Below are 21,476 nucleotides of genomic sequence, written 5' to 3'. Positions count from 1 at the left end.
CCACCGGGGCATGCTGTGTTGAGCGGACGGACGTGTGTTCCCGGCCGAAAAGGCGGAAATCACTTTCCACCCGCGGGGCTCGAACCCGCTGGACCCGAAGGCCGTACCAGAAAACCGACCGAATCCGGTCCGTCCTGCTCAACAATGGCGCAGTCACACGGCGGACGTGTGTTTCCGACCGGATGGTGCTCTACCGAGCTGAGCTACCACCACCTCGCGGTGGTGGGCGGGATTCGAACCCGCGACATCCCCATTAGAAGTGGTAACCGATCAGTTCCGGTCCGCTGTGTGACTGCTGGAAATGACGGTACTGCGCGGAGCCGATCTTGCCCAGCGAATTAATTCGGGGCGGATCGGTCGCCCGCTGTTCGCGGTGACATCCTCGCGGCGGCAACGACGATCCCATCGACAATTGTTCTCCCGAAAACGATCTCGCCACCACTCGCCAGCAGCGCCGCCGCTTCGGCAACACTCGGGGTACCGACAGCGGCCGCGGTGCGACCCGAGTCGTATTCCACGTCGACGCCGGACAGCTGCTCGGCGGTGAACCCGACCAGCGCGACGCCGAGTGCGGCGGCCGCGGCGCGAACCCCGGGTTCGCTTGCACGTCGATCGAGTGTCGCCAGGCAGGCGATGGGGGTCTTCCCCGCCACCGCTTCGACCGCGTGAACGATGCGCGCCGACTCCGTCCCTGGCCGGACCCCGATGCCGACAGCGACGGCACCAGAACCTGGTCCGTGTGCACACTCCGACCTCTGATCTCCTGCCGCGACATCGGATTCGCCCCCACCGAGGTCCGAGGTCATGCGCTTCTCCGCTCCCACCGGGCCGAGCCGTTCATCGGCCACGGCGCAACACCGGTCGACCACGGCACGCCGCCAGTCGACTGGATCTGCCGCGTATCGCGCAGGTGTTCGATCGGCCGCGGTGCGTCTTCCGTCGTCGTCAACACGTGCCGCGGCACGATCACTGCCCGAATCGTTGTGCGGCCGCGACGAATCGGGCGATGGCATCGGGGTTTCCCGCCGGGTGGGTGTGCAGGTAGGAGGCGTGCACCTGCCGCACCACGGCACCTTCGGCAACGGAACCTGTTGCGCGCCAACCCCAAGCGGCGCTCTCGACGCCGGTGCGGACGAGGCGGGTGCGATGGAATTCGTGGCCGCGCACCCTGGCACCGGCCCGCCAGAGGGCGGAGTCGTGCAGGGCGACGGCGTCGCGGTAGCCGAGGGTCAGGCGGGGGCCGAATTCGGCGTCGGCGTCGAGCACACCGGCCATCGGGTGGCCGTCGAGAGTGCGGGTCAGGTAGAGCAGGCCCGCGCATTCGGCGTGGATCGGCAGGCCGCGGGCGGCGCCGTCGGCGATCGCGGTGCGGAGCCGCTCGTTGGCCGAGAGTTGACCGGCATGCTCCTCCGGAAATCCACCCGGCAGCACCAATCCTGTTGTACCGGAGGGTAATTCGTCATACAGAGGATCGAACACGGCCACCTGGGCTCCCGCGGCGATCAGGAGTTCGCGATGCTCGGCGTACCCGAAGGTGAAGGCGGGCCCGCCCGCCATCGCGATCAACGGCACCGGTCTCGAGCTTGACCTGTCGTCCGGGTCACCGGCAGCATCGGCCACCACTCCGAGCGGCGTGTGGGCCCCCGAGCGTAGCCTGCGGGCTGCCCCCTCATCGCGTCCATCAGCAGGTGTTCGTGTCAGCTGCTGGTACGAACCAGGCCCTGAGGGGGTGAGTTCTGCCGACAGTTCGGTCATCGCGTCGGCATCGGAGGGCTCCTCACCCGGAGCGACGAAGTCTTCGGCAATCCCCGCCGCGCGCGACATCGGTGCAATGCGCGAGGCGTGCTCAGCGGCCGCGGCGAGTTCGGTGACCGGATCCCAGGCCGGGCCGTGCACGGATCCACCGGCCAGAGCGACGATCGCCCGCAGGTCGACGTGGGCCGCGACGAGTTCGGTCATCGCGTCGACCGCGACGGTGGCGGCGGTGCCGTGTTCGACGGCGGGGATGAGGCCGAGGTGGCGGGACGGCACTTCGAGTTCGGCCATGCGGGGCAGGGCGCCGAGGACGGGGATGCCGACGCGGTCGCAAGCGGCGCGCAGGACCTGTTCGTGGCGTTCGCTGCCGACCCGGTTGAGGATCACCCCGCCCAGGCGCACCGAGGAGTCGAAGGTGGCGAAGCCGTGCAGCAGGGCGGCCAGGCTCTGGGAGTGCCCCCGCGCGTCGACCACCAGAACCACCGGCGCCCCGAGCAGACTCGCCACCTGCGCGGTGGAACCCTCGGCCACGGCCTCGGTGCGGTTCTCGTCGATCCGCCCGTCGAACAGGCCCATGACGCCCTCGACGACGGCGATATCGCATCCCTGCGCACCGTGCCGGTAGAGCGGAACCACCCGCTCCTCCCTCACCAGCACGGGATCGAGGTTGCGGCCTGGCCTGCCCGCCGCGAGCCCGTGATAGCCGGGATCGATGTAGTCGGGCCCCACCTTGAACGGCGCCACCTGATGCCCGGCCCGCCGCAACGCACCGATCAGCCCGGTTGCCAGCGTCGTCTTCCCGCTACCCGAAGCCGGAGCGGCGATCACCACCGCCGGCGCGCTCACCGAACACCGCCCGGGCTCGGCCGTCGGAGGTCGAGACCAAGTGCGTGCCGACCGATGGGTATCGGCGCGCGCGTGCGGTCGGCGGGATGCGCACTCACCATTCGATACCGCGCTGGCCCTTGCGGCCCGCGTCCATGGGGTGCTTCACCTTGGTCATCTCGGTGACGAGGTCGGCGGCCTCGATCAGGGCCTGGGGTGCGTCGCGGCCGGTGATGACCACGTGCTGGTTGCCGGGGCGGTTCGTCAGGGTCTCGACCACCTCGTCGACATCGACCCAGCCCCACTTGAGCGGGTAGGTGAACTCGTCGAGAACGTAGAAGCGGTGCTGTTCGGCGGCGATGCGGCGGGCGATCTCCTGCCAGCCCGACAGGGCGGCGGCCGCATGGTCCTCCTCGGTGCCGTGCTTGCGGGTCCAGGACCAGCCCTCACCCATCTTGTGCCATTCGACCGCGCCCCCGGCCCCGGTCTCCTCGTGGAGCGTGCCCAGGGTGCGGAAGGCGGCTTCCTCACCGACCTTCCACTTGGCGCTCTTCACGAACTGGAACACCGCGACGTCGAACCCCTGGTTCCAGGCCCGCAGGGCCATCCCGAACGCCGCGGTCGACTTCCCCTTGCCCGGCCCCGTGTGCACCGCGAGCACCGGCTGGTTACGCCGCTGCCGCGTGGTCAGCCCGTCCTCGGGAACGACCTCCGGAACACCTTTGGGCACAGGAAACTCCTCATCTCGGCGCACTGCTGTCCACGACCCGGCCACCGGGCCGGTTCGCCCCTCTTTCTATCAGGCAGCCACTCGAGGTCCCGGCATCGCGCCCACGCCCACCCGAGCGCCCGGACGGGCACGGCGGCGGCACCCGCGCACAGGTCACCGGTCGATCAGGTCCGGTCGAGCGCCCGCGGCACCGACGCCGGTTACGCGGCGCGGGCCGCGGGGCCGTGGGACGAGCCGCGGACCACGTCGGCGACGGTGTCGCCGGTGAGTTCGTCCAGGCGCAGGTAGCGGGCGCGGAGGTCGCGGGCGAGGTCGGCGGCGAGGCCGAGGCGGATCATGCCGCGTTCGCAGTCGATGACCATGGCGGTGTGGCCCTCGCCCGCCAGCAGCCGGGCGGCGGTGCGGGCGCGGGGTAGCGGGTCGATGCCGCCGGTGGCCCGGCCGTCGGTGAGCAGGACCAGCATCGGGCGGCGGCGGGGGTCGCGGACGTGTTCGCGGGCGATCACCTCGCGGGCCTTCAGCAGGCCAGCGGCGAGGGGGGTCTTGCCGCCGGTGCGCAGGCCGGCCAGGCGGCGGACGGCGATGTCGACCGAGGAGGTGGGGGGCAGCACGAGTTCGGCTTCGCTGCCGCGCACGCTGATCACGGCGACCTTGTCGCGGCGCTGGTAGGCATCGCGCAGCAGGGTGACGATGGCGCCGGTGACGGCGGTGAGACGGTCGCGGGCAGCCATCGAACCGGAGGCGTCGACCACGAAGACGACCAGGTTCCCTTCGCGCCCTTCGCGATACGCGCCGCGCAGATCCTCGGTGGCCAGGGCGAGCGGGCCGCTGAACCGGCCGCGCTCGAATTGCCGTGGGGCGGCGGCGAAGATGGTGCCGAGCAGGTGCAGACCGGTGGAGGTGTCGGTGTCGGGGCGGACCATGCGACCGGTGCGGGTCTGCGCGCGCGAACGGCGACCGGGCGCACCCTCACCGATGCCGGGAACCTCCCAGCGCGGGGCGGGCTTGTTCGCCGAACCCGGTGTGCCCGAAAGGCTTTCCGCGCCCGGACGCGAACCCGAACCGGGGCCACCCTTGGGCGGTCCGCCAGGGCCGTCGTCGGGGCCGCCGCCATCGGGACCGCCACCGTCCGGGCCATCGTCATCAGGGCCGTCGCCGTCGGGGATACCGTCCTGCGGACCATCGGCAGGCCGACCGTCGATCGGGCTGCGGTCACGGCTGTCCGGTCCGTTCGGGCCGTCCGAGTCGTCGACATCGCCTCGGTCCTGCCCCCGATCACCTTGCTCCGGCTGCCGTGCCGCCTCATCACCGTCGTCGGCTACCGACGACTCGTCGAAATCCTGTGCCGCAGCCGCATTCTCGACCTCGTCGGCGGCCGCCTGCATCGCCTCGTCGAGCTGTTCCTCGCTGATGCCGGGCTCGTCGAACGGATCACGCCTGCGCCGGTGCGGCAGCGCCAGTTCGGCCGCGATGCGCACGTCGTCCTCGGTCACCCGATCGCGCCCGCGCCAGGCGGCATGCGCGGTGGCGGTCCGGGCGACGACCAGATCGGCGCGCATTCCGTCCACGTCGAAGGCCGCGCACAGCGCCGCGATCCGGCGCAGTTCCCCGTCGTCCAGGGCCACCTCGGGCAGCCGGTCGCGGGCAGTCAGGATCCGTTCGGCGACCACCTGATCGGCGTCGGCGTAGCGGGCGGCGAATCCGGCCGGGTCGGCTTCGTAGTCCAGGCGCCTGCGCACCACGGCCATGCGGGTGTCCACCTGGCGGGAGGCGGCCACGTCGACGGTGAGGCCGAAGCGGTCGAGCAGCTGCGGACGCAGTTCGCCTTCCTCGGGGTTCATGGTGCCGACCAGGACGAACCGTGCCGGATGCGAATGCGAGACACCGTCGCGTTCGACGTGCACCCGCCCCATCGCCGCCGCGTCGAGCAGCACGTCGACCAGGTGGTCGTGCAGCAGGTTCACCTCGTCGACATAGAGCACGCCGTGATGGGCCGCGGCCAGCAGGCCGGGCCGGAACGCCTGCTCGCCGTCGCGCAGCACCCGCTCGAGATCCAGCGAGCCGACCACGCGATCCTCGGTGGCGCCGACCGGCAGTTCCACCAGCCGCGCGGGCCGGGCACCGGTCTCGTCGACCACCGGCGGAAGCAGCTGGGCCAGCGCGCGCACCACGGTCGACTTGGCGGTGCCCTTCTCGCCCCGCACCAGCACCCCGCCGATCCCGGGGTGCACCGCCGACAAGATCAACGCCAGCTGCAACCGCTCCTGCCCGACGACAGCCGAGAACGGGAACCCCGCCTCACCCGCCGAGCGAGCGGCGGTGTGCGGACCAGCGGCGACATCAGCAAAACCAGGCACGCCCCAACTCTATGCGCGCGCCGACCACGCCCGACCTCCGGGCGTCGAACCCCGACCGCCGAAACCCCTACACCCCCGACCTGGACAGTCGATCACCAGGCTCTGGTGCATTTCGCTTCTCGGCCGATACTTACCTCAGTGCCTGATGATCAACCGTCCAGGTGTTCCGGCCGTGTCGAGGAGCCTCCGCCGGGGCGCATCGTGTGTCGCCCGGCCCGGCCGGACGCGACGTCCGGCGCTCCGTCGACCGTGTCAGCCGCGCCGCATCGGCACGTGCATGATCCCGTCGTCGTCGTACTCGGGGCCGTCCACCTCGAAACCGAACTTGGCGTACATGTCGACCAGGTGCGACTGCGCATCCAATCGCACTGTGTCCGTACCGGTTTCGGCCAGGGCGGCCTGCATCAGGCGAGTGGTGTACCCGTGTCCGCGCGCGGTGAGGGCGACACACACCCGGCCGATGCGGAACCCGCGCACCCCGTTGACCTGCTCCTCGAGCAGGCGCAGGGTGGCGACGACCGCACCGTCGTCATCGAGCCACAGGTGCCGGGTGCGCGGTTCCAGATCACGCCCGTCCAGCTCGGGATAGGCGCATTCCTGTTCGACGACGAACACGTCGACGCGCAACCGCAACAGCCGGTACAGAGTGGCGGTGTCGAGATCCGCCGCCCATGACCGCTTCAGCGCGACCGTCGACATCATCGGGTCGAGCCCTCAGACCTGCGCGAAGCTCGCGACGCCCGGCTGCGCGGCGGTGTCGTCCGACTCGACGAGCTGAAGCGACTTGTTGGTCCAGTCCCAGACTTCCTGGAACAGGGCCTGGTCCTCGGAGAGCTTCACGCCGAGCGAGGGGATCAGTTCCTTCAGCTGCGGCGTCCACTCCGCGTACTCACGCGGGAAGCAGCGCTGCATGACGTCGAGCATGGCGGTCACACAGGTCGAGGCGCCCGGGGAGGCGCCGAGCAGACCGGCGATGGAACCGTCCTCGGCCGAGATGACCGCGGTGCCGAACTCGAGCACGCCTCCGGCGCCCTTGCGGCGGATGACCTGCACTCGCTGACCGGCGGTGATCAGCTCCCAGTCGCGGCCCTGGGCACGCGGCAGGAACTCCTCGAGCACGCCGACCTTGCCCGCCTGCGACTTGAGCAGCTCCTCGACGAGGTACTTGGTCAGACCCAGCTCGGTGAGACCGACGCCGACCAGCGAGCCGATGTTGTTCGGCTTGATCGACTTGAACAGGTCGGTGTTGGAACCGTCCTTGAGGAACTTGGGGGTCCAGCCCGCGTAGGGGCCGAACAGCAGGCCCTTGCGGCCGTTGATGACGCGGGTGTCCAGGTGCGGCACCGACATGGGCGGCGCGCCGACGGCGGCCTTGCCGTACACCTTGGCCTCGTGCGCGGCGATCAGCTCGGGGTTGGTCGAGCGCAGGAACTGGCCGCTGATCGGGAAGCCACCGAAGCCCTTGGCCTCGGCGATGCCCGACTTCTGCAGCAGCGGCAGCGCGCCACCACCGGCGCCGACGAAGACGAACTTCGCGTTGAGGGTGCGCGACCGGTAGGTGCGCAGGTTGCGGACGGTGACGTTCCAGCTGCCGTCGGACTGCTTGTCGAGGTTGCGGACCTCGGTACCGAAGGCGATCTCGCCGCCGGCGCGGCCGAGGTAGGCCAGCAGCTGCTTGGTGAGCGCGCCGAAGTCGATGTCGGTGCCGCCGTCGGTCCAGTTCAGCGCGATCGGATCGGAGAAGTCACGGCCCTTGGCCATCAGCGGCAGGCGCGCGGCGAACTCGTCGGGGCTGTCGATGTACTCCATGCCGCGGAACAGCGGGTGCGGGGCCAGGGCCTCGTAGCGCTTGCGCAGGTAGTCGACGTTGTCGGCGCCGTGCACGAAGCTGACGTGCGGGATGGGGTTGATGAACCCGGACGGGCCGTCGAGGACCCCGGTGTCGACCGCGGAGGCCCAGAACTGGCGCGAGACCTGGAAGCGCTCGTTGATGTCGACGGCCTTGCCGATGTCGACCGAGCCGTCGGCGTTCTGCGGGCTGTAGTTGAGCTCGCACAGGGCGGAGTGGCCGGTACCCGCGTTGTTCCACGGATCGCTGCTCTCCGCGGCGGCGGCGTCGAGCCGCTCGAACACCGAGATCGACCAATCCGGCTGCAGCTGCCGCAGCAGCGTGCCCAGCGTGGCACTCATGATGCCTGCACCGATCAGAACTACATCGGTCTTTTCCATCTTCGCAGCGTTCGGCACGGGTAGATCGACTTCCTTGTCCTTCTCAGCTACCCACCGGCGGGTGAGTTGGCTTGGCGCGGGCGCTTTGGCGGTGTTCATGCGACTCGCGGTGAATCGCCGGGAGGTAGGTTACCCGTCGTTCACCTGATGCCAATTGTGCACCTCAGCCGTCCGGACTTCTGCAACCGACCTCCCGAATGTGACGTAAACCAACACTGCACGTCGCCACGACCGCGCGATAGATTGAGCGGTGTGACGAACGAAACCATCGGTACCACCGACCGGACCGACGAGCAGTGGCGATCCGATGTCCTCGGCACCGACTATCAGCAGCGGACCCTGCCGCTGGGCCCCGACCCCGACGGTGAGGGCGCGGTGGTGGCCACGCTGGTGCGCTATCTCCCCGAGAACGCGGCACCGGCGACCGAGCCCACCGTGCTGTATCTGCACGGGTTCACCGATTACTTCTTCCAGGAGCATCTGGCCGAGCACTTCGCGGCGCGCGGCCACCGCTTCTATGCTCTCGACCTGCGTAAATGCGGGCGCTCGCGGCGTGAGGGGCAGAGCGCGCACTACGTCAGCGATCTGGCGCTCTACGACGCGGAGCTCGACGAGGCGCTGCGGATCGCGCGTGCCGAGACCGGCAACGATGTGCTGATCGTCGCGCATTCGACCGGCGGGCTGATCGTGCCGCTGTGGCTGGACCGGCTCGAAGCCGCGGGTGGTGTCGCGGCGGCGGGCGTGGTGGGCGTCGTCCTCAACAGTCCCTGGTTCGATCTGCAGGGCCCCTCGTACTACCGCACGGTCGGCACGCCGGTGATCAATGCCGTCGGCCGGTTCCGCGCGTTCGCCGAGCTGCCCGGCGGGATCAGCACCGCCTATGGCGACAGCCTGCACCACACCCGCGCCGGGGAATGGGACTACAACCTGGACTGGAAGCCACTGACCGGGGAACCGGTACGGCTGGGCTGGCTGCGGGCGATCCGACGGGGTCAGGCCCGCCTGCACCAGGGCCTGACGATCGGCGTGCCCGCGCTGATCCTGCGTTCGCGCCTGACCAAGTTCGCCCGCGCGCACAGCCCGGCCGTCGACGTGGCCGACGCGGTGCTCGATGTGAAGCAGATCCAGCGCTGGGCCGGCTGCCTGGGCGAGCGCACCACGATCGTCCCGATCGACGGCGCCCGCCACGACGTCTTCCTGTCCTCGGAAGCGGTGCGCGCCAACGCCTTCGCCGAAACCGACAGCTGGCTGGACTGGTTGGCCACCTATCGGAAGAGCTGACTCACCACAGGCTGGTGCGGAGCACGATCTCGGTGGCCAGCTCGTGGCCCGCTTCGGTGGCGATGTTGTCGACCTCGAGCGGCACCACCCGGAACTCGCCGTACACATAGCGACCGGAAGCGTCGGCGACCGCGCGCGGCAGGCTCTTGGTGACCAGCATGGTGACGGGCAGCTCCAGCGGCGGACAGGCCGCGTCGGGGGCATTGCCCTCGGCGTCGGCCACGGCCGGGTGCCCGTGATCGGCGACGACCAGGCTCATGAACCGGCCGAACCGCCCCGCGCACACCCGCCAGGCCAGCGCGGCTCCGGCGCCACGCCCGGCCACGTTGACGTAGGGCAGTTCGAGCTCGTCGAGAATGGCGTGCACGGCCGCCGGGTCGAGCCCCTCGACGGACTCCACCACCACGGTCTGCAGATCCGATTCGTGCAGCCGGGCGCACACCTGGTCGAAGACGTCGGCAGGGTCGTCCGCATCGGGAAGCAGCAGCACATTGTGCCGCGATGAGGGACCGTCGACCCGCACTGTCCAGGCCCGGTCACCGACCGTGATCTGCCGAGATTTCATGCCGGTGTACGGTACACGGCGCGGCTGAACACGGCAGGGTGTTCCGCTCCGCCCGGCCGGTCGGTTTCCGGCCGTGTCCTGCGGTTTCCCAGCGCGGACCGCCCGAATTGACAGACCTGTCACAACGGGCGGCGCGGGCGGGCCACCGAGAGCGGCCGCACATCCGATCGCGCGGCGGACACCAGTCACTCGCCGACGGCGGGGCTCCGCACCGTGAGCAGGTCGCGGACCGGTGAGACCGTGTGTGGCAGCCACAGGGCCTGGGTGGGGGCCAGTGGGGGGTCGGCGAGGTCGATCACGTGGACCAGGCCGCCGAGGGCCGGGCCCTTGGGGGCGGTCACGAACGCGACGTAGTCGTTGTCGGCGACGGCGGTGATCGGTGGTGTGCCCTGGATGCGGTTGACCACGAATCGGGGTTCGAAACCGGCGCGACGGCAGGTGCTGAGCAGGAAGTCGGTGTAGAACGAGTGGCCGGGTGGGGCCCAGACGATGACCGATTCAGTGCGCAGGTCATCGATTCGCACGAGGTCGCGTTTCGCCAGGTGGTGGGTGTGGGCGACGGCGACGCGGACCGGGTCGTAGGCGATGATCGCCGAGGCCAGGTCGGCGGGCATCGCCACGCCGCGGCGCAGGGCGAGGTCGATCTGTCCGTCGTAGAGCGCGGGGACCAGGGCGTCGGGGAACATCTGGCGCGCGGTCACCGAGGCGGTGGGCAGTCGCGCGCGGACCGGGGCGAGCAGCAGATAGACCTCCTCGGCGGTGATGGCCGGGGTGTGGCCGATGACGAACGGCCGTGGCGTGGCGGTGCCCGCCTCGTAGGTCTGTTCGGCCAGCGTCGCCGCGGCCGCGAGCAGGGCGCGCGCGCCGTCCCGCAGCACCTCTCCCGCCGCGGTGGGGCGCAGGCGGCGGCCGGTGCGGTCGAACAGGGTCACGCTGAGTTGGCGTTCCAGCTGCCGGATGGCGGTGCTCAGCGCCTGCTGGGTGAGATGCAATTGTGCTGCGGCACTGGTGAATCCGGCGTTCTCGGCGACGGCGAGAAACTGCTGGAGCCGATGCAGGTCCAGCGGTCTGTCCGCTCGCGGTGCCCGGTGGTCGTCCATGACCAGCACCTTAGCTGTGCACAAACAATGTTTGTGGAAAGGTCAGAAAGTACTGTTTCCCATTTGTTCTATGGCTGCCTAACGTCGAGAGAGTAGGAGCAAGCGACACCGACGAGAGGACAGATCGATGGCAGGCATTTTGACCGGGAGTTCCGCCGTGGTGGCCGCGGGGGCCAAGAACCTGGGCGGGCTGATCAGCACCACCCTCGCCGAGGACGGCGCCAACGTGCTGGTCCACTACAACAGCGACGCCAGCGAAGCCGACGCCGACAAGACCGTCGCCGCGGCGCAGGCTGCCGGGGTGCGGGCGGTGAAGTTCCAGGCCGACCTGACCGTGCCCGCCAACGTCGTGCGCCTGTTCGACACCGCGGTCGCGGAGTTCGGCGGGGTCGACATCGCCGTGAACACCGTCGGCAAGGTGCTGCGCAAGCCCATCCTCGACACCACCGAGGCCGACTACGACGCGATGTTCGACATCAACGCCAAGGCCGCCTACTTCTTCCTCCAGGAGGCGGGCAAGCGCCTCAACGACGGCGGCCGCATCGTCACGATCGTCACCTCCCTGCTGGCCGCGTTCACCGACGGCTACTCCACCTACGCGGGCGCCAAGAGCCCCGTCGAACACTTCACCCGCGCCGCGGCCAAGGAGTTCGCCGACCGTGGCATCACGGTCAACAACGTGGCTCCTGGTCCTATGGACACCCCGTTCTTCTACCCGCAGGAAACCCCGGACCGCGTGGAGTTCCACAAGTCCCAGGCCCTCGGCGGCCGCCTGACCCGCATCGAGGACATCGCCCCGCTGGTGGAGTTCCTCGTCACCGAGGGCGGCTGGGTCACCGGCCAGACCATCTTCGCCAACGGCGGCTACACCACCCGGTAGGACCGCCGACCCGCACCGAGCGAGCGACGCGGATCGTCTCGGCCGTCACCGGATCGCGCCCGGCCGAGGCGACGCCACCGGCTGTGAGTACGCGGCTCAGCGAGCGCTGGGCGTCTCGGTGCGGATGACCGGGAGGTCGGCGGGGGCGCCGTGCCGGATCAGGTGGTCCAGGGCGTCGAGGTCGACGTGCTGTTCGATCAGGTCGGCGAGCAGGTCGAGTTGGGCGGTGCGGATCGCGGCGACCGAGGTGTCGGGCGCGACGGTGAACCCGGTACGTCCGGCACGGGCGGCGACCTCGGTGAGCCAGTGGCGCCGGAAGTCGTCGGATTCGAGCAGGCCGTGCACGTGGGTGCCCCAGATCGCTTGGCGCACACTGCCTTCAGGGGCACCGTCGATGGTGAGCCAAGCGTGGTCGCCGGTGCGGTGGACACGGCCGTGGTGGATTTCGTAGCCGTGTACAGGGGTGTCCCCCGCGCGACCAGTGACCTGGCGGGCGATCTTGGGGTCGGCGAATTCGATGTCGAGGTCGAGTAGGCCGAGTCCGGCGGCCACCCAGGGTTCGTGATCGGTCCGCGGCGGGACCGATCGCGCGGCGGGCGCCGGTGCCCGTTCGTGATCGGTCCGGGGTGGATCCAACCGCGTGGCAGGCGGCGGTACCGCCGTGGCGTCATCGGATGTCACGGCGCCGGTTTCGGCCCGGTCGTCCGGGTCGACGGCTCCAGCCGGGTCGACGGCTCGGACCCGGTCGGCCGCTCCGGACGGGTCATCGGCGCGTTCCGTGGCGACGGGTCCGGCGGACGACTGAGCAGGCGCGCCGAAGTACTCGATGCCGTCGACAATGCGGCGGCCGAGTATCTGGTAGCCGCCGCAGATACCCAGGATCGGCCGTCCGGCGGCGGCACGCGCGCGCAGCGCGGCGTCGATTCCCTTGGCGCGCAGCCATTCCAGATCGGAGACCGTCGCCTTCGAGCCGGGCAGGACCACGAGGTCGGCGGTGGCGAGCTGGTGGGGGGCGTCGGCCCAGCGCACGGCGACGCCGGGTTCGCAGGCGAGGGCTTCGATGTCGGTGGAGTTGGAGATGCGCGGGAGGCGGATGGCGGCGACGGTGAGCCATTCGGTGCCGTGCGGTGGACCGGGGCGGCCGACGGGGGTGCCCGCGATGGTGCCGAGGGAGTCTTCGGCGTCGAGCCAGAGGTCTTCGGCGAAGGGCAGCACGCCGAGGGTCGGGCGGCCGGTCAGGGTTGTCAGCTGGTCGAGGCCGGGTTGCAGCAGGGACACGTCACCACGGAATTTGTTGACGACGAAGCCCGAGATGAGTTGCTGGTCTTCGGGTTCCAGGACGGCTACCGTGCCGAACAGGTGAGCCAGCACCCCGCCGCGATCGATGTCGCCCACCACCAACACGGGGAGATCGGCAGCTCGCGCGAGGCCCATGTTCGCCAGATCTGTGGCACGCAGGTTGATTTCAGCGGGCGAACCCGCACCCTCGCAGATCACCACATCGAATTCCGCACGCAACGAGGCGAGTTCGGCTGCGACCACCTCGCGCAACTGCTGGCGGCGCGTGAAATAGTCACGCGCGCCGACGGTTCCGACAGCCTTGCCGCGCACCACGAGTTGCGATCGCCGATCACTACCCGGCTTCAACAGCACCGGGTTGAACCGCACGCTCGGTTCCAACCCACACGCCCGCGCCTGGAGCGCCTGCGCTCGCCCGATCTCCCCGCCATCGAGAGTGACGACGGAGTTGTTGGACATATTCTGCGCCTTGAATGGCGCCACTCGCACCCCGCGCCGCGCCAGCATCCGGCAGATCCCTGCCACCACAACGCTTTTCCCGGCGTCGGAGGTGGTGCCCGCGATGAGCAACGCTCCGCGCAGATCGGCGCGGCTCACCACCGCGACCGCCACGAGGTCGGCGCCCCGGGTCCGCGATCGGATGCCGCACGCGTCCCGTCGACGATCCGCCGAGCCGACCGCGCGCCGGAGTAGCCGGGCGACCGGCTCACGGCAGCGTCAGGATTTCCGCACCCGTCTCGGTGACCACGAGCGTGTGCTCGAACTGGGCGGTCCACTTGCGGTCCTTGGTGACCACGGTCCAGCCGTCGTCCCAGATGTCGTAGTCGATGGCGCCGAGGTTGATCATCGGCTCGATGGTGAAGGTCATGCCCGGTTCGATGACCGATTCGATGGAGGGCTGGTCGTAGTGCAGGACCACCAGGCCGCTGTGGAAGGTGGGGCCGACGCCGTGCCCGGTGAAGTCGCGCACCACGCCGTAGCCGAAGCGGTTGGCGTAGGCCTCGATGACACGGCCGACGACATTGAGCGCCCGGCCCGGCTTGACCGCCTTGATCGCCCGGTTGGTCGCCTCCTCGGTGCGCTCGACCAGCAGGCGCACCTCCTCGTCGACGTTCCCGGCGAGGAAGGTCCGGTTGGTGTCGCCGTGCACGCCGTGGATGTAGGCGGTCACGTCGATGTTGACGATGTCGCCGTCCTCGATCACGGTCGAGTCGGGGATGCCGTGGCAGATGACCTCGTTGAGCGAGGTGCAGCAGGACTTGGGGAAGCCCTTGTACCCCAGCGTCGAGGGGTAGGCGCCGTGATCGCACATGTACTCGTGCGCGATGCGGTCCAGCTCGTCGGTGGTGACGCCGGGAGCCACCGCCTTGCCCGCCTCGTCCAGCGCCTGCGCGGCGATCTTGCCCGCGATCCGCATCTTCTCGATGGTCTCGGCCGTCTGCACCCAGGGCTCGTTGCCCTCGTTGGCGGTCTTCTTCCACACGTATTCGGGGCGCTCGATGGAACGCGGGACGTCCCGGATCGGCGACTGGGTGCCGGGAACGAGTGGCTGACGGGTGCGCACGGACATAGCAGAGAGTGTATCCAGAGCGGCTAGCTCAGCGACTCGGCGCCGTCGGGCCATGGCTCCAGCCGGACCACGATGCCCTTCGACGTCGGCGTATTGCTGATGTCGGCCACGCTGTCGAGCGGCACGAGCACGTTGGTCTCCGGGTAGTAGGCGGCCGCCGATCCGCGACTGGCCGGATAGGCGACGGCGATGAAATTACGGGCGCGCCGCTCGACGCCGTCGTGCCAGACGCTGACGATGTCGACCACGTCACCGTCGCCGATCCCGAGTTCGGTCAGGTCGGCGAGGTTGACCAGCACCACCCGGCGGGCGTCGTGGATGCCGCGATAGCGGTCACTGTTCGCGTACGGGATGGTGTTCCACTGGTCGTGGGAGCGCAGCGACTGCAGCAGCAGGTGCCCCGGTGGCACGTCGGGCGCGGTGAAGTCGTTGCAGGTGAATCGCGCCTTGCCGGTGGCGGTGCGATAGACCCCCTCGTTGACGGGGTTGATCAGCCGCAGACCACCGGGTTCGCTGACGCGTTCGTTGAAGTTCGCGAAGCCCGGCACCACCCGGGCGATGCGCTCGCGGATGGTGCCGTAGTCGGCGACGAACTCCGCCCACGGGATGCTGCCGCCGTCACCGAGGGTGCGCCGGGCCAGCCCGGCGATGATCGCCACCTCGCTCAGCAGGGTGGGCGAGGCGGGGTCGAGGCGCCCGCGCGAGGCGTGCACCTCGCTCATCGAGTCCTCGACGGTGACGAACTGCTCACCCGAGGCCTGGATGTCGCGATCGCTGCGGCCGAGCGTGGGCAGGATCAGCGCGGTCTCGCCACACACCGTGTGGGAGCGGTTGAGTTTGGTGGAGATCTGCACGGTCAGCGAACATCGCCGCAGGGCGGCCTCGGTGACCTCGCTGTCGGGGGTGGCGCGCGCGAAATTGCCCGCGACGCCGATGAATACCTTCGCGGCACCATCACGCATGGCGCGGATCGCACCGACCGAGTCCACCCCGTGCTCGCGCGGCGGGGTGAACGCGAACTCCGCGCCGAGCGCATCGAGGAACGACTGCGGCATCCGTTCCCAGATGCCCATGGTGCGGTCGCCCTGGACATTGCTGTGCCCGCGCACCGGGCACACCCCGGTGCCGGGACGGCCCAGATTGCCGCGCAGCAGCAGGAAGTTCACGATCTCGCGGATGGTCGGCACGCCGTGCTTGTGCTGGGTGAGACCCATCGCCCAGCACACGACGATCTTCTTGCTGGCGAGCACCTGCCTGCGCACCTGCTCGATCTCGGTGCGGGTGAGCCCGGTCGCGCGCAGCGCGTCGTCCCAGGTGATCCGCCAGGCGTGCGCGGCGAACGCGTCGAACCCGCTGGTCTGCGACGCGATGAACTCGTGGTCGAGCACGGTGCCCGGTGCCGCGTCCTCGGATTCGAGCAGCAGCCGGTTGAGCATCTGGAACAGCGCGAGATCACCGCCGGGGCGGATCTGCAGGAACCAGTCGGCGATGGCCGTGCCGCGCCCGATCACCCCGCGCGGCACCTGCGGGTTCTTGAACCGGATCAGGCCGGCCTCGGGCAGCGGGTTGACCGCGACGATCTTGCCACCGTTGCGCTTGGTCTCCTCGAGCGCGGAGAGCATGCGCGGATGGTTGGTGCCAGGATTCTGGCCGACGACGAAGATCAGGTCGGCCTCGTAGATGTCCTCCAGCGACACGCTGCCCTTGCCGACGCCAAGGGTCTCGTTGAGCGCCGAACCACTCGACTCGTGGCACATGTTCGAACAGTCGGGCAGATTGTTGGTGCCGTAGGCGCGGGCGAACAGTTGCAGCAGGAACGCGGCCTCGTTGCTCACCCGCCCCGAGGTGTAGAACAGGGCCTCGTCGGGCGAGTCGAGCTCGCGCAGGTGGGTGGCGATCAGGTCGAGGGCGCCGTCCCAGCCGATCGGCTCGTAGTGCGTGGCGCCGGGGTGCTTCACCATCGGCTCGGTGAGCCTGCCCTGCTGGTTGAGCCAGTAGTCCGACATCGTGTCGAGTTCGGCGACCGGATGGGTCGCGAAGAACTCGGCGGTGACGCGGCGGGTGGTCGCCTCGTCGTTGATGTGCTTGGCGCCGTTCTCGCAGTACTCGTTGCGGTGGCGGTGCTTGGGCTCGGGCCACGCGCAGCCGGGGCAGTCGAAGCCCTTGGTCTGATTGATGTTCAGCAGGGTCAGCGCCGTGCGCGCGGGGGTGGTCTGCGACAGCGAGTACTCGATCGCGTGCACGACACCGGGGACGCCCGCCGCCCACTTCTTGGGCGGCGTGACGGTCAGTTTGTCCTGGGGGTCCTCGATCGAGGTCATGTCGCCCATTGTTCCAGCCGGCCTCGTCGAGCGATACCGTCGCCGCCGCTCAGTGCACGGCGACGGTATCGGCGACCGGTGCGGACGCGGCGGGTGCGCCGGGTCGGCGCAGCACCGTGACGCTGATGACCAGCGCCGCCGCGAGCAGTCCGGCGGCCACCGTGAACGCCAGCCGGTAGCCGCTGGTCAGCGCGTCCGCCTCGGACGCACCCGCCGCGAGCTCGGCGCCCGTGCGGGCGGCGGCGAGGGTGGACAGGACCGCGACGCCGATCGCCATGCCGACCTGCTGGGAGGTGTTGAACAGGCCCGAGGCCAGTCCGGCGTCGTCGGCCTCGGCACCCGACATCGCCAGGGCGGTGAGGGTGGGCAGCACCAGACCGCCACCGGCGATCAGCACCATCATCGGCAGCAGGTCGGTGACATAGACGGCCTCGGTGGGCAACCGCATCAGCCACGACATCCCGATCAGCAGCAACACCAGACCGGAGATGAGCACGGCCCGTTCCCCGAACCGGGTGACCAGTCGCGCGGAGGCGAACAGCGACACCGTGCCGATGGCCAGTGCGGCGGGCAGCATGGCCAGGCCGGTCTGCAGCGCGGTGTACCCGAGCACCTTCTGCAGGTAGAGCGCGACGATGATCTGGAAGGCGAACATGGCGGCCAGTGCGAGCATCTGCACGACGTTGGCGCCGGAGACGTTGCGGGAGCGGAAGATCCGCAGCGGCAGCAGTGGCGTGCGGGCAGTGGCCTGGCGCGCGACGAAGGCGGCGAGCAGGGCGGCGGCCAGGGCACCGAGGCCCAGGGTGTGCGACGAGGCCCAGCCGTAGGTCTCGACCTCGACGACGGTGTAGATGCCCAGCATCAGCCCGGCGGTCACCAGGATCGCGCCGAGAACGTCGGCGCCCGCGGCCAGCCCGAGTCCACGGTCGGCGGGCAGCGCCTTGATCGCCACCGCGATGGTCAGTACCCCGATCGGCACGTTGATCAGGAAGATCCAGTGCCAGTTCAGCGCGTCGGTGAGCACGCCGCCCAGGACCTGGCCGATGGAGGCGCCCGCGGCACCGGTGAAGGCGAAAACGCCGATGGCCGTGGCTCGTTCGCGCTTTCCGGTGAAGATCGTGACCAGGATGCCGAGCACCACCGAGGCCGAGATCGCGCTGCCGACACCCTGCAGGAAGCGGGCGCCGACCAGCATCGCGGGGCTGGTGGCCGCACCGGCCAGCAGCGAGGCGACGGTGAAAACGACAGTGCCGGTGAGGAACATCGTCTTGCGGCCGATCAGGTCACCGAGGCGACCGGCCAGCAGGAGCAGACCGCCGAAGGCGATCAGATAGGCGTTCACGGTCCAGCTCAGACCGGCGGGCGAGAAGCCGAGATCGTCCTGGATCGCCGGCATGGCGACGGTGACGATGCTGCCGTCGAGGATGGTCATCAACATCGCGGCCGAGAGCACAGCGAGCGCGACGCGCTGGGATTTGGTCATGAAAGGACCGTACTAGATAGTTCCGTTGCAGACAATCTATGACGGACTATTGCCGGGCGCGGCGCGCGCAGGTCGCTTCCACCGCGGTCGACAGCTCCCCCTCGACCAGGCGATTCAGCGCGCGCAGCAGCACATCCCGCTCTTGCGGCGGCAACGATCCGAGGACCGACTCGTGGACGCCGTCGGCGATCTCGACACTGCGCGCGGCCAGTTCGGCACCCGCGAGGGTCACCGAGATGATGCGGGCGCGGCGGTCGGTGCTCGACGGTTTGCGCTCGGCCAGACCGGCCTTCTCCAGCGCGTCGACGGTGACGACCATCGTCGTCTTGTCCATGTCACCGAGGTCGGCGAGCTGCGCCTGGGTGCGCTCGGCCTCCATGGCGTGCACCAGCACGCAGTGCATGCGGGCCGTCAGCCCGATCTCCCCGAGCGCGGAGGCCATCCGCGTGCGCAGGACATGACTGGTGCGGTCGAGCAGGTAGGACAGGTCGGGTTCGGTGCGCGTGTTCGCCGGGGCCGTCATGCGGTCCATCATAGTTTCGTCATAGATAGTCTGCTACCAGCCACAATGATGCGGGGAATCATTTCGGACCACGGTCCGTTTATGCCGTGAGTAGACCGACTCCCGGAAACGAGGTTCACATGGAACTGGGGCTGACCACCTTCGCCGAGCTGTACCCGACCGGCGACCGGCCCGCGCCGACCGCCGCCCAACGCCTGCGCCAGGTCGTCGACGAAGCCGTCGCGACCGAGGCCGCGGGACTCGACGTCTACGGCGTCGGCGAACACCATCGCAAGGATTTCGCCGCTTCCTCCCCCGCCGTCGTCCTGGCCGCCGCCGCGGCCCGGACCGAACGCATCCAGTTGACCAGCGCGGTCACCGTGCTCAGCTCCGACGATCCGGTCCGGGTCTATCAGGACTTCGCCACCCTGGACGGGCTGTCGAACGGCCGCGCGGAGCTGATGGCCGGTCGCGGGTCGTTCACCGAGTCGTTCCCGCTGTTCGGCTACGACCTGGGCGACTACGACGAGCTGTTCGAGGAGAAGCTGGCTCTGCTGCTGCACCTGCGCGGCGATGATCCGGTCACCTGGTCGGGGAAGTTCCGGGCGCCGCTGCGCGATGTCACGGTGTATCCGCGCACCGACGATCGGCCGCTGCCGGTGTGGATCGCGGTCGGCGGGAGTCCAGAGTCGGTGATCCGTGCCGGGCTGCTCGGCCTGCCGTTGGCCATCGCGATCATCGGCGGTCAGCCCGCCCGGTTCAAGCCGCTGGTCGAGCTGTACCACCGCGCGCTGGCCGAGGGCGGCCACGAGAAGCAGCCGGTGGCGGTGCACGCGCACGGGTACGTCGCCGATACCGAGGAGCAGGCCGTGGCCGATTTCTACGCGCCCTACGCGTTGGCCATGTCGGTCATCGGGCGTGAACGCGGCTGGGGTCCGATGACCCACGCGCAGTTCGACGCCCTGCGCTCGCCGGAAGGTTCACTGTTCGTCGGCACCCCCGACTACGTGGCGGGCAAGATCGCCGAGGTGCGCGACGACCTCGGGCTCGACCGCTTCATGCTGCACACCAGTGTCGGCACGCTGCCGCCGGAACAGGTGCTGCACAGCATCGATCTGCTGGGCACGAAGGTGGCGCCACAGGTGAGGTGATGTGGGACGGCGCCCCGCACGGCTGACCGATCGCCGGGCGGGGCGCCGAACCTCGGCCCACCGAGAGTTCGCGCTGCCTATTCGAGGGCCGGATCTCGGCCCGCACGGTGGGCGGCGCGGCGTTCACCCCTGCGGCGCCGGTAGCGGCGAATTCTGCTGGCACACAGGTAGACCACCCAGAGTCCGATCGCCAGTGCGATCGCGGCGATCACCGCCGCCAGGATCGGGAAGAACACGGCCAGGGTGATGACGCCGCCGACACCGAGATCCTCGACAGTGCTCAGCGCGATGTTGGTGACCGGTTCCGGCGAAGTGTTGACCGCCATCCTGGTACCCGCCTTGACGATATGGCTGGCCAGCGCGGTGGTGCCGCCGACCGCCGCGGCGAACAGGGTCGGCAGCGAATCGTCCTGCCCCGCGATCAAGGCCGACACCACCGCACCCGAGGCGGGCCGTACCACCGTGTGCACGGCATCCCAGAACGAATCCAGGTACGGGATCTTGTCGGCGACCGCCTCGATGACGAACAGCACGCCCGCCGCGACCAGCACATCGGTCCGCTCGAGCCCCGCGGGCACGTCATCGGCCCACCCGATCCGCCCGAACACCCCGAGTAGGAACACCACCGCATATGCGTTGATCCCGCTGGCCCAGCCCGCGGTGAAGATCAGAGGCAGCACCGACACCCGCTCAGCCTATGCCCGCTCACCGACATCGCGACCTGAACAGCGTCGATGTCGGGTTATGGCGTTGGACCGCGGCTCCCCGAACTCGCGCGCCGACCTTGACGGGCGTCGCCGTCGCCGGGCGATCATGGCCCATGACTCGCACACTGTCGACGCCGCCCACCCTCCCCGCCGGGACCCTCGCCAACTCCCCTCAACCCACGCTGCCGGCCTCCGGAAACCTGCTGCTCCGCCCCTGGGAGCCGGCCGACGCACCCACATTCCTCTCCGCCTACCAGGACACCGAGACCCGCCGCTGGCACACGAACCGACCCACCACCGAAACCCAGGTCAGGGAATGGTTCGACACCTACCGTCAGGACTGGCAGCAGGAGAAGGCAGGCCACTGGGCCGTCACCCGCGCGGGCGCGGAGGTGCTCGGCCGGATCGCGTTGCGCAGCCTGGACTTCGACGAGGGCACCGCCGTTCTCGCCTACTGGGTGCTCCCGTCCGCTCGCGGCGCCGGTGTCGCCTCCCGCGCCCTGTCCTCGCTCTCCACCTGGGCCATCGACGAGATCGGTTTCCACCGCCTGGAATTGGAGCACTCGACCAGCAACAACGCCTCGTGCCGGGTTGCCACGAAGTCCGGGTATCTCCTGGAGGGCACCCGCCGCAGCGCCGCCGTCCACGACGACGGCCGACACGACATGCACCTGCACGCCCGCATCCGAGGTGACCGGGTCCGACTGCGGTAGCGCTCCGA

Annotated in this window: 18 protein-coding genes and 1 pseudogene; 4 read left to right on the top strand and 15 right to left on the bottom strand. The window is 69.7% G+C overall.

The window, feature by feature from the left end; translation table 11 throughout:
- Window positions 1-338: 338 nt before the first annotated feature.
- The 6 genes from ACFVVM_RS00340 to mqo form a co-directional block, all read right to left on the bottom strand.
- Window positions 339-806 (bottom strand): cobalamin biosynthesis protein, encoded by a 468-nt coding sequence (locus tag ACFVVM_RS00340; protein WP_387611295.1) that lies wholly within the window; start codon window positions 804-806, stop codon window positions 339-341.
- Between the two features lie 160 nt (window positions 807-966).
- Complete coding sequence (locus ACFVVM_RS00335) at window positions 967-2,601, bottom strand: cobyrinate a,c-diamide synthase (RefSeq protein ID WP_387611292.1); 1,635 nt, start codon at window positions 2,599-2,601, stop codon at window positions 967-969.
- 94 nt (window positions 2,602-2,695) lie between these two features.
- Window positions 2,696-3,310, bottom strand: coding sequence for a cob(I)yrinic acid a,c-diamide adenosyltransferase (gene cobO, locus ACFVVM_RS00330; protein ID WP_387611289.1), 615 nt, complete (start codon window positions 3,308-3,310; stop codon window positions 2,696-2,698).
- A gap of 200 nt (window positions 3,311-3,510) precedes the next feature.
- The gene (locus tag ACFVVM_RS00325) at window positions 3,511-5,667 is read right to left on the bottom strand and encodes a magnesium chelatase subunit D family protein (RefSeq protein WP_387611287.1); all 2,157 of its coding nucleotides are present in this window, start codon (window positions 5,665-5,667) and stop codon (window positions 3,511-3,513) included.
- Window positions 5,668-5,919: 252 nt separating this feature from the next.
- Window positions 5,920-6,369, bottom strand: coding sequence for a GNAT family N-acetyltransferase (locus ACFVVM_RS00320; RefSeq protein WP_387611284.1), 450 nt, complete (start codon window positions 6,367-6,369; stop codon window positions 5,920-5,922).
- Between the two features lie 12 nt (window positions 6,370-6,381).
- Window positions 6,382-7,896, bottom strand: coding sequence for a malate dehydrogenase (quinone) (gene mqo, locus ACFVVM_RS00315; protein ID WP_387611281.1), 1,515 nt, complete (start codon window positions 7,894-7,896; stop codon window positions 6,382-6,384).
- A 252-nt stretch (window positions 7,897-8,148) separates the two neighbouring features.
- Between mqo and ACFVVM_RS00310 the strand changes: the two genes are divergently transcribed.
- Window positions 8,149-9,177: an alpha/beta hydrolase gene (locus ACFVVM_RS00310; RefSeq protein WP_387611278.1), complete on the top strand. Its 1,029-nt coding sequence runs from the start codon at window positions 8,149-8,151 to the stop codon at window positions 9,175-9,177.
- 1 nt (window position 9,178) lies between these two features.
- Here the strand turns inward: ACFVVM_RS00310 and ACFVVM_RS00305 are convergent, their stop codons facing one another.
- Both ACFVVM_RS00305 and ACFVVM_RS00300 read right to left on the bottom strand, forming a co-directional pair.
- Window positions 9,179-9,742 carry an alpha/beta hydrolase gene (locus ACFVVM_RS00305; protein ID WP_387611276.1) on the bottom strand — a complete coding sequence of 188 codons (564 nt, stop codon included), beginning with the start codon at window positions 9,740-9,742 and terminating at the stop codon, window positions 9,179-9,181.
- Between the two features lie 185 nt (window positions 9,743-9,927).
- On the bottom strand, window positions 9,928-10,842 hold the full coding sequence (locus ACFVVM_RS00300; RefSeq protein WP_387611274.1) for a LysR family transcriptional regulator: 915 nt from the start codon (window positions 10,840-10,842) through the stop codon (window positions 9,928-9,930).
- A gap of 127 nt (window positions 10,843-10,969) precedes the next feature.
- On the opposite strand from ACFVVM_RS00300, the gene ACFVVM_RS00295 reads away from it, so the two are divergent.
- Window positions 10,970-11,722, top strand: coding sequence for an SDR family oxidoreductase (locus tag ACFVVM_RS00295; RefSeq protein WP_387611272.1), 753 nt, complete (start codon window positions 10,970-10,972; stop codon window positions 11,720-11,722).
- 96 nt (window positions 11,723-11,818) lie between these two features.
- On the opposite strand, the gene ACFVVM_RS00290 is transcribed toward ACFVVM_RS00295, so the two are convergent.
- The 6 genes and pseudogenes from ACFVVM_RS00290 to ACFVVM_RS00265 form a co-directional block, all read right to left on the bottom strand.
- Complete coding sequence (locus tag ACFVVM_RS00290) at window positions 11,819-12,403, bottom strand: hypothetical protein (protein WP_387616669.1); 585 nt, start codon at window positions 12,401-12,403, stop codon at window positions 11,819-11,821.
- A 156-nt stretch (window positions 12,404-12,559) separates the two neighbouring features.
- Window positions 12,560-13,603, bottom strand: a pseudogene (locus ACFVVM_RS00285) (cobyric acid synthase); the annotation flags it as partial.
- Window positions 13,604-13,727: 124 nt separating this feature from the next.
- Window positions 13,728-14,591 (bottom strand): type I methionyl aminopeptidase, encoded by an 864-nt coding sequence (gene map / locus ACFVVM_RS00280; RefSeq protein ID WP_387611269.1) that lies wholly within the window; start codon window positions 14,589-14,591, stop codon window positions 13,728-13,730.
- 23 nt (window positions 14,592-14,614) lie between these two features.
- Complete coding sequence (locus ACFVVM_RS00275) at window positions 14,615-16,912, bottom strand: FdhF/YdeP family oxidoreductase (RefSeq protein WP_387611267.1); 2,298 nt, start codon at window positions 16,910-16,912, stop codon at window positions 14,615-14,617.
- A 49-nt stretch (window positions 16,913-16,961) separates the two neighbouring features.
- A complete protein-coding gene (locus ACFVVM_RS00270) occupies window positions 16,962-18,395 on the bottom strand; it encodes a DHA2 family efflux MFS transporter permease subunit (protein WP_387611264.1) in 1,434 nt (477 codons plus the stop codon).
- Window positions 18,396-18,441: 46 nt separating this feature from the next.
- Window positions 18,442-18,918 carry a MarR family winged helix-turn-helix transcriptional regulator gene (locus ACFVVM_RS00265; protein WP_387611261.1) on the bottom strand — a complete coding sequence of 159 codons (477 nt, stop codon included), beginning with the start codon at window positions 18,916-18,918 and terminating at the stop codon, window positions 18,442-18,444.
- Window positions 18,919-19,037: 119 nt separating this feature from the next.
- On the opposite strand from ACFVVM_RS00265, the gene ACFVVM_RS00260 reads away from it, so the two are divergent.
- Window positions 19,038-20,048 (top strand): LLM class flavin-dependent oxidoreductase, encoded by a 1,011-nt coding sequence (locus ACFVVM_RS00260; RefSeq protein WP_387611258.1) that lies wholly within the window; start codon window positions 19,038-19,040, stop codon window positions 20,046-20,048.
- Between the two features lie 77 nt (window positions 20,049-20,125).
- Here ACFVVM_RS00260 and ACFVVM_RS00255 read toward each other — a convergent pair whose 3' ends face one another.
- Complete coding sequence (locus ACFVVM_RS00255) at window positions 20,126-20,734, bottom strand: DUF4126 domain-containing protein (protein ID WP_387611255.1); 609 nt, start codon at window positions 20,732-20,734, stop codon at window positions 20,126-20,128.
- 134 nt (window positions 20,735-20,868) lie between these two features.
- Here ACFVVM_RS00255 and ACFVVM_RS00250 point away from each other — a divergent pair, with 134 nt between their 5' ends.
- Window positions 20,869-21,468 (top strand): GNAT family N-acetyltransferase, encoded by a 600-nt coding sequence (locus tag ACFVVM_RS00250; protein ID WP_387611252.1) that lies wholly within the window; start codon window positions 20,869-20,871, stop codon window positions 21,466-21,468.
- Window positions 21,469-21,476: the final 8 nt, after the last annotated feature.

The sequence above is a fragment of the Nocardia sp. NPDC058176 genome (assembly GCF_042883805.1).
In the GTDB taxonomy this organism is placed as follows: domain Bacteria; phylum Actinomycetota; class Actinomycetes; order Mycobacteriales; family Mycobacteriaceae; genus Nocardia.
Note: the sequence above shows the minus strand (reverse complement) of the source record. Positions and strands in the feature narration are given on the sequence as shown.

What these genes read in the sequence shown, in the direction of transcription:
- ACFVVM_RS00300 (WP_387611274.1), bottom strand. Translation starts at nt 10,842, where the DNA reads ATGGACGACCACCGGGCACCGCGAGCGGACAGACCGCTGGACCTGCAT.
- ACFVVM_RS00340 (WP_387611295.1), bottom strand. Translation starts at nt 806, where the DNA reads ATGACCTCGGACCTCGGTGGGGGCGAATCCGATGTCGCGGCAGGAGAT.
- ACFVVM_RS00260 (WP_387611258.1), top strand. Translation starts at nt 19,038, where the DNA reads ATGGAACTGGGGCTGACCACCTTCGCCGAGCTGTACCCGACCGGCGAC.
- map (WP_387611269.1), bottom strand. Translation starts at nt 14,591, where the DNA reads ATGTCCGTGCGCACCCGTCAGCCACTCGTTCCCGGCACCCAGTCGCCG.
- ACFVVM_RS00270 (WP_387611264.1), bottom strand. Translation starts at nt 18,395, where the DNA reads ATGACCAAATCCCAGCGCGTCGCGCTCGCTGTGCTCTCGGCCGCGATG.
- ACFVVM_RS00305 (WP_387611276.1), bottom strand. Translation starts at nt 9,742, where the DNA reads ATGAAATCTCGGCAGATCACGGTCGGTGACCGGGCCTGGACAGTGCGG.
- ACFVVM_RS00265 (WP_387611261.1), bottom strand. Translation starts at nt 18,918, where the DNA reads ATGACGGCCCCGGCGAACACGCGCACCGAACCCGACCTGTCCTACCTG.
- ACFVVM_RS00295 (WP_387611272.1), top strand. Translation starts at nt 10,970, where the DNA reads ATGGCAGGCATTTTGACCGGGAGTTCCGCCGTGGTGGCCGCGGGGGCC.
- mqo (WP_387611281.1), bottom strand. Translation starts at nt 7,896, where the DNA reads ATGGAAAAGACCGATGTAGTTCTGATCGGTGCAGGCATCATGAGTGCC.
- ACFVVM_RS00250 (WP_387611252.1), top strand. Translation starts at nt 20,869, where the DNA reads ATGACTCGCACACTGTCGACGCCGCCCACCCTCCCCGCCGGGACCCTC.
- ACFVVM_RS00320 (WP_387611284.1), bottom strand. Translation starts at nt 6,369, where the DNA reads ATGATGTCGACGGTCGCGCTGAAGCGGTCATGGGCGGCGGATCTCGAC.
- ACFVVM_RS00275 (WP_387611267.1), bottom strand. Translation starts at nt 16,912, where the DNA reads ATGACCTCGATCGAGGACCCCCAGGACAAACTGACCGTCACGCCGCCC.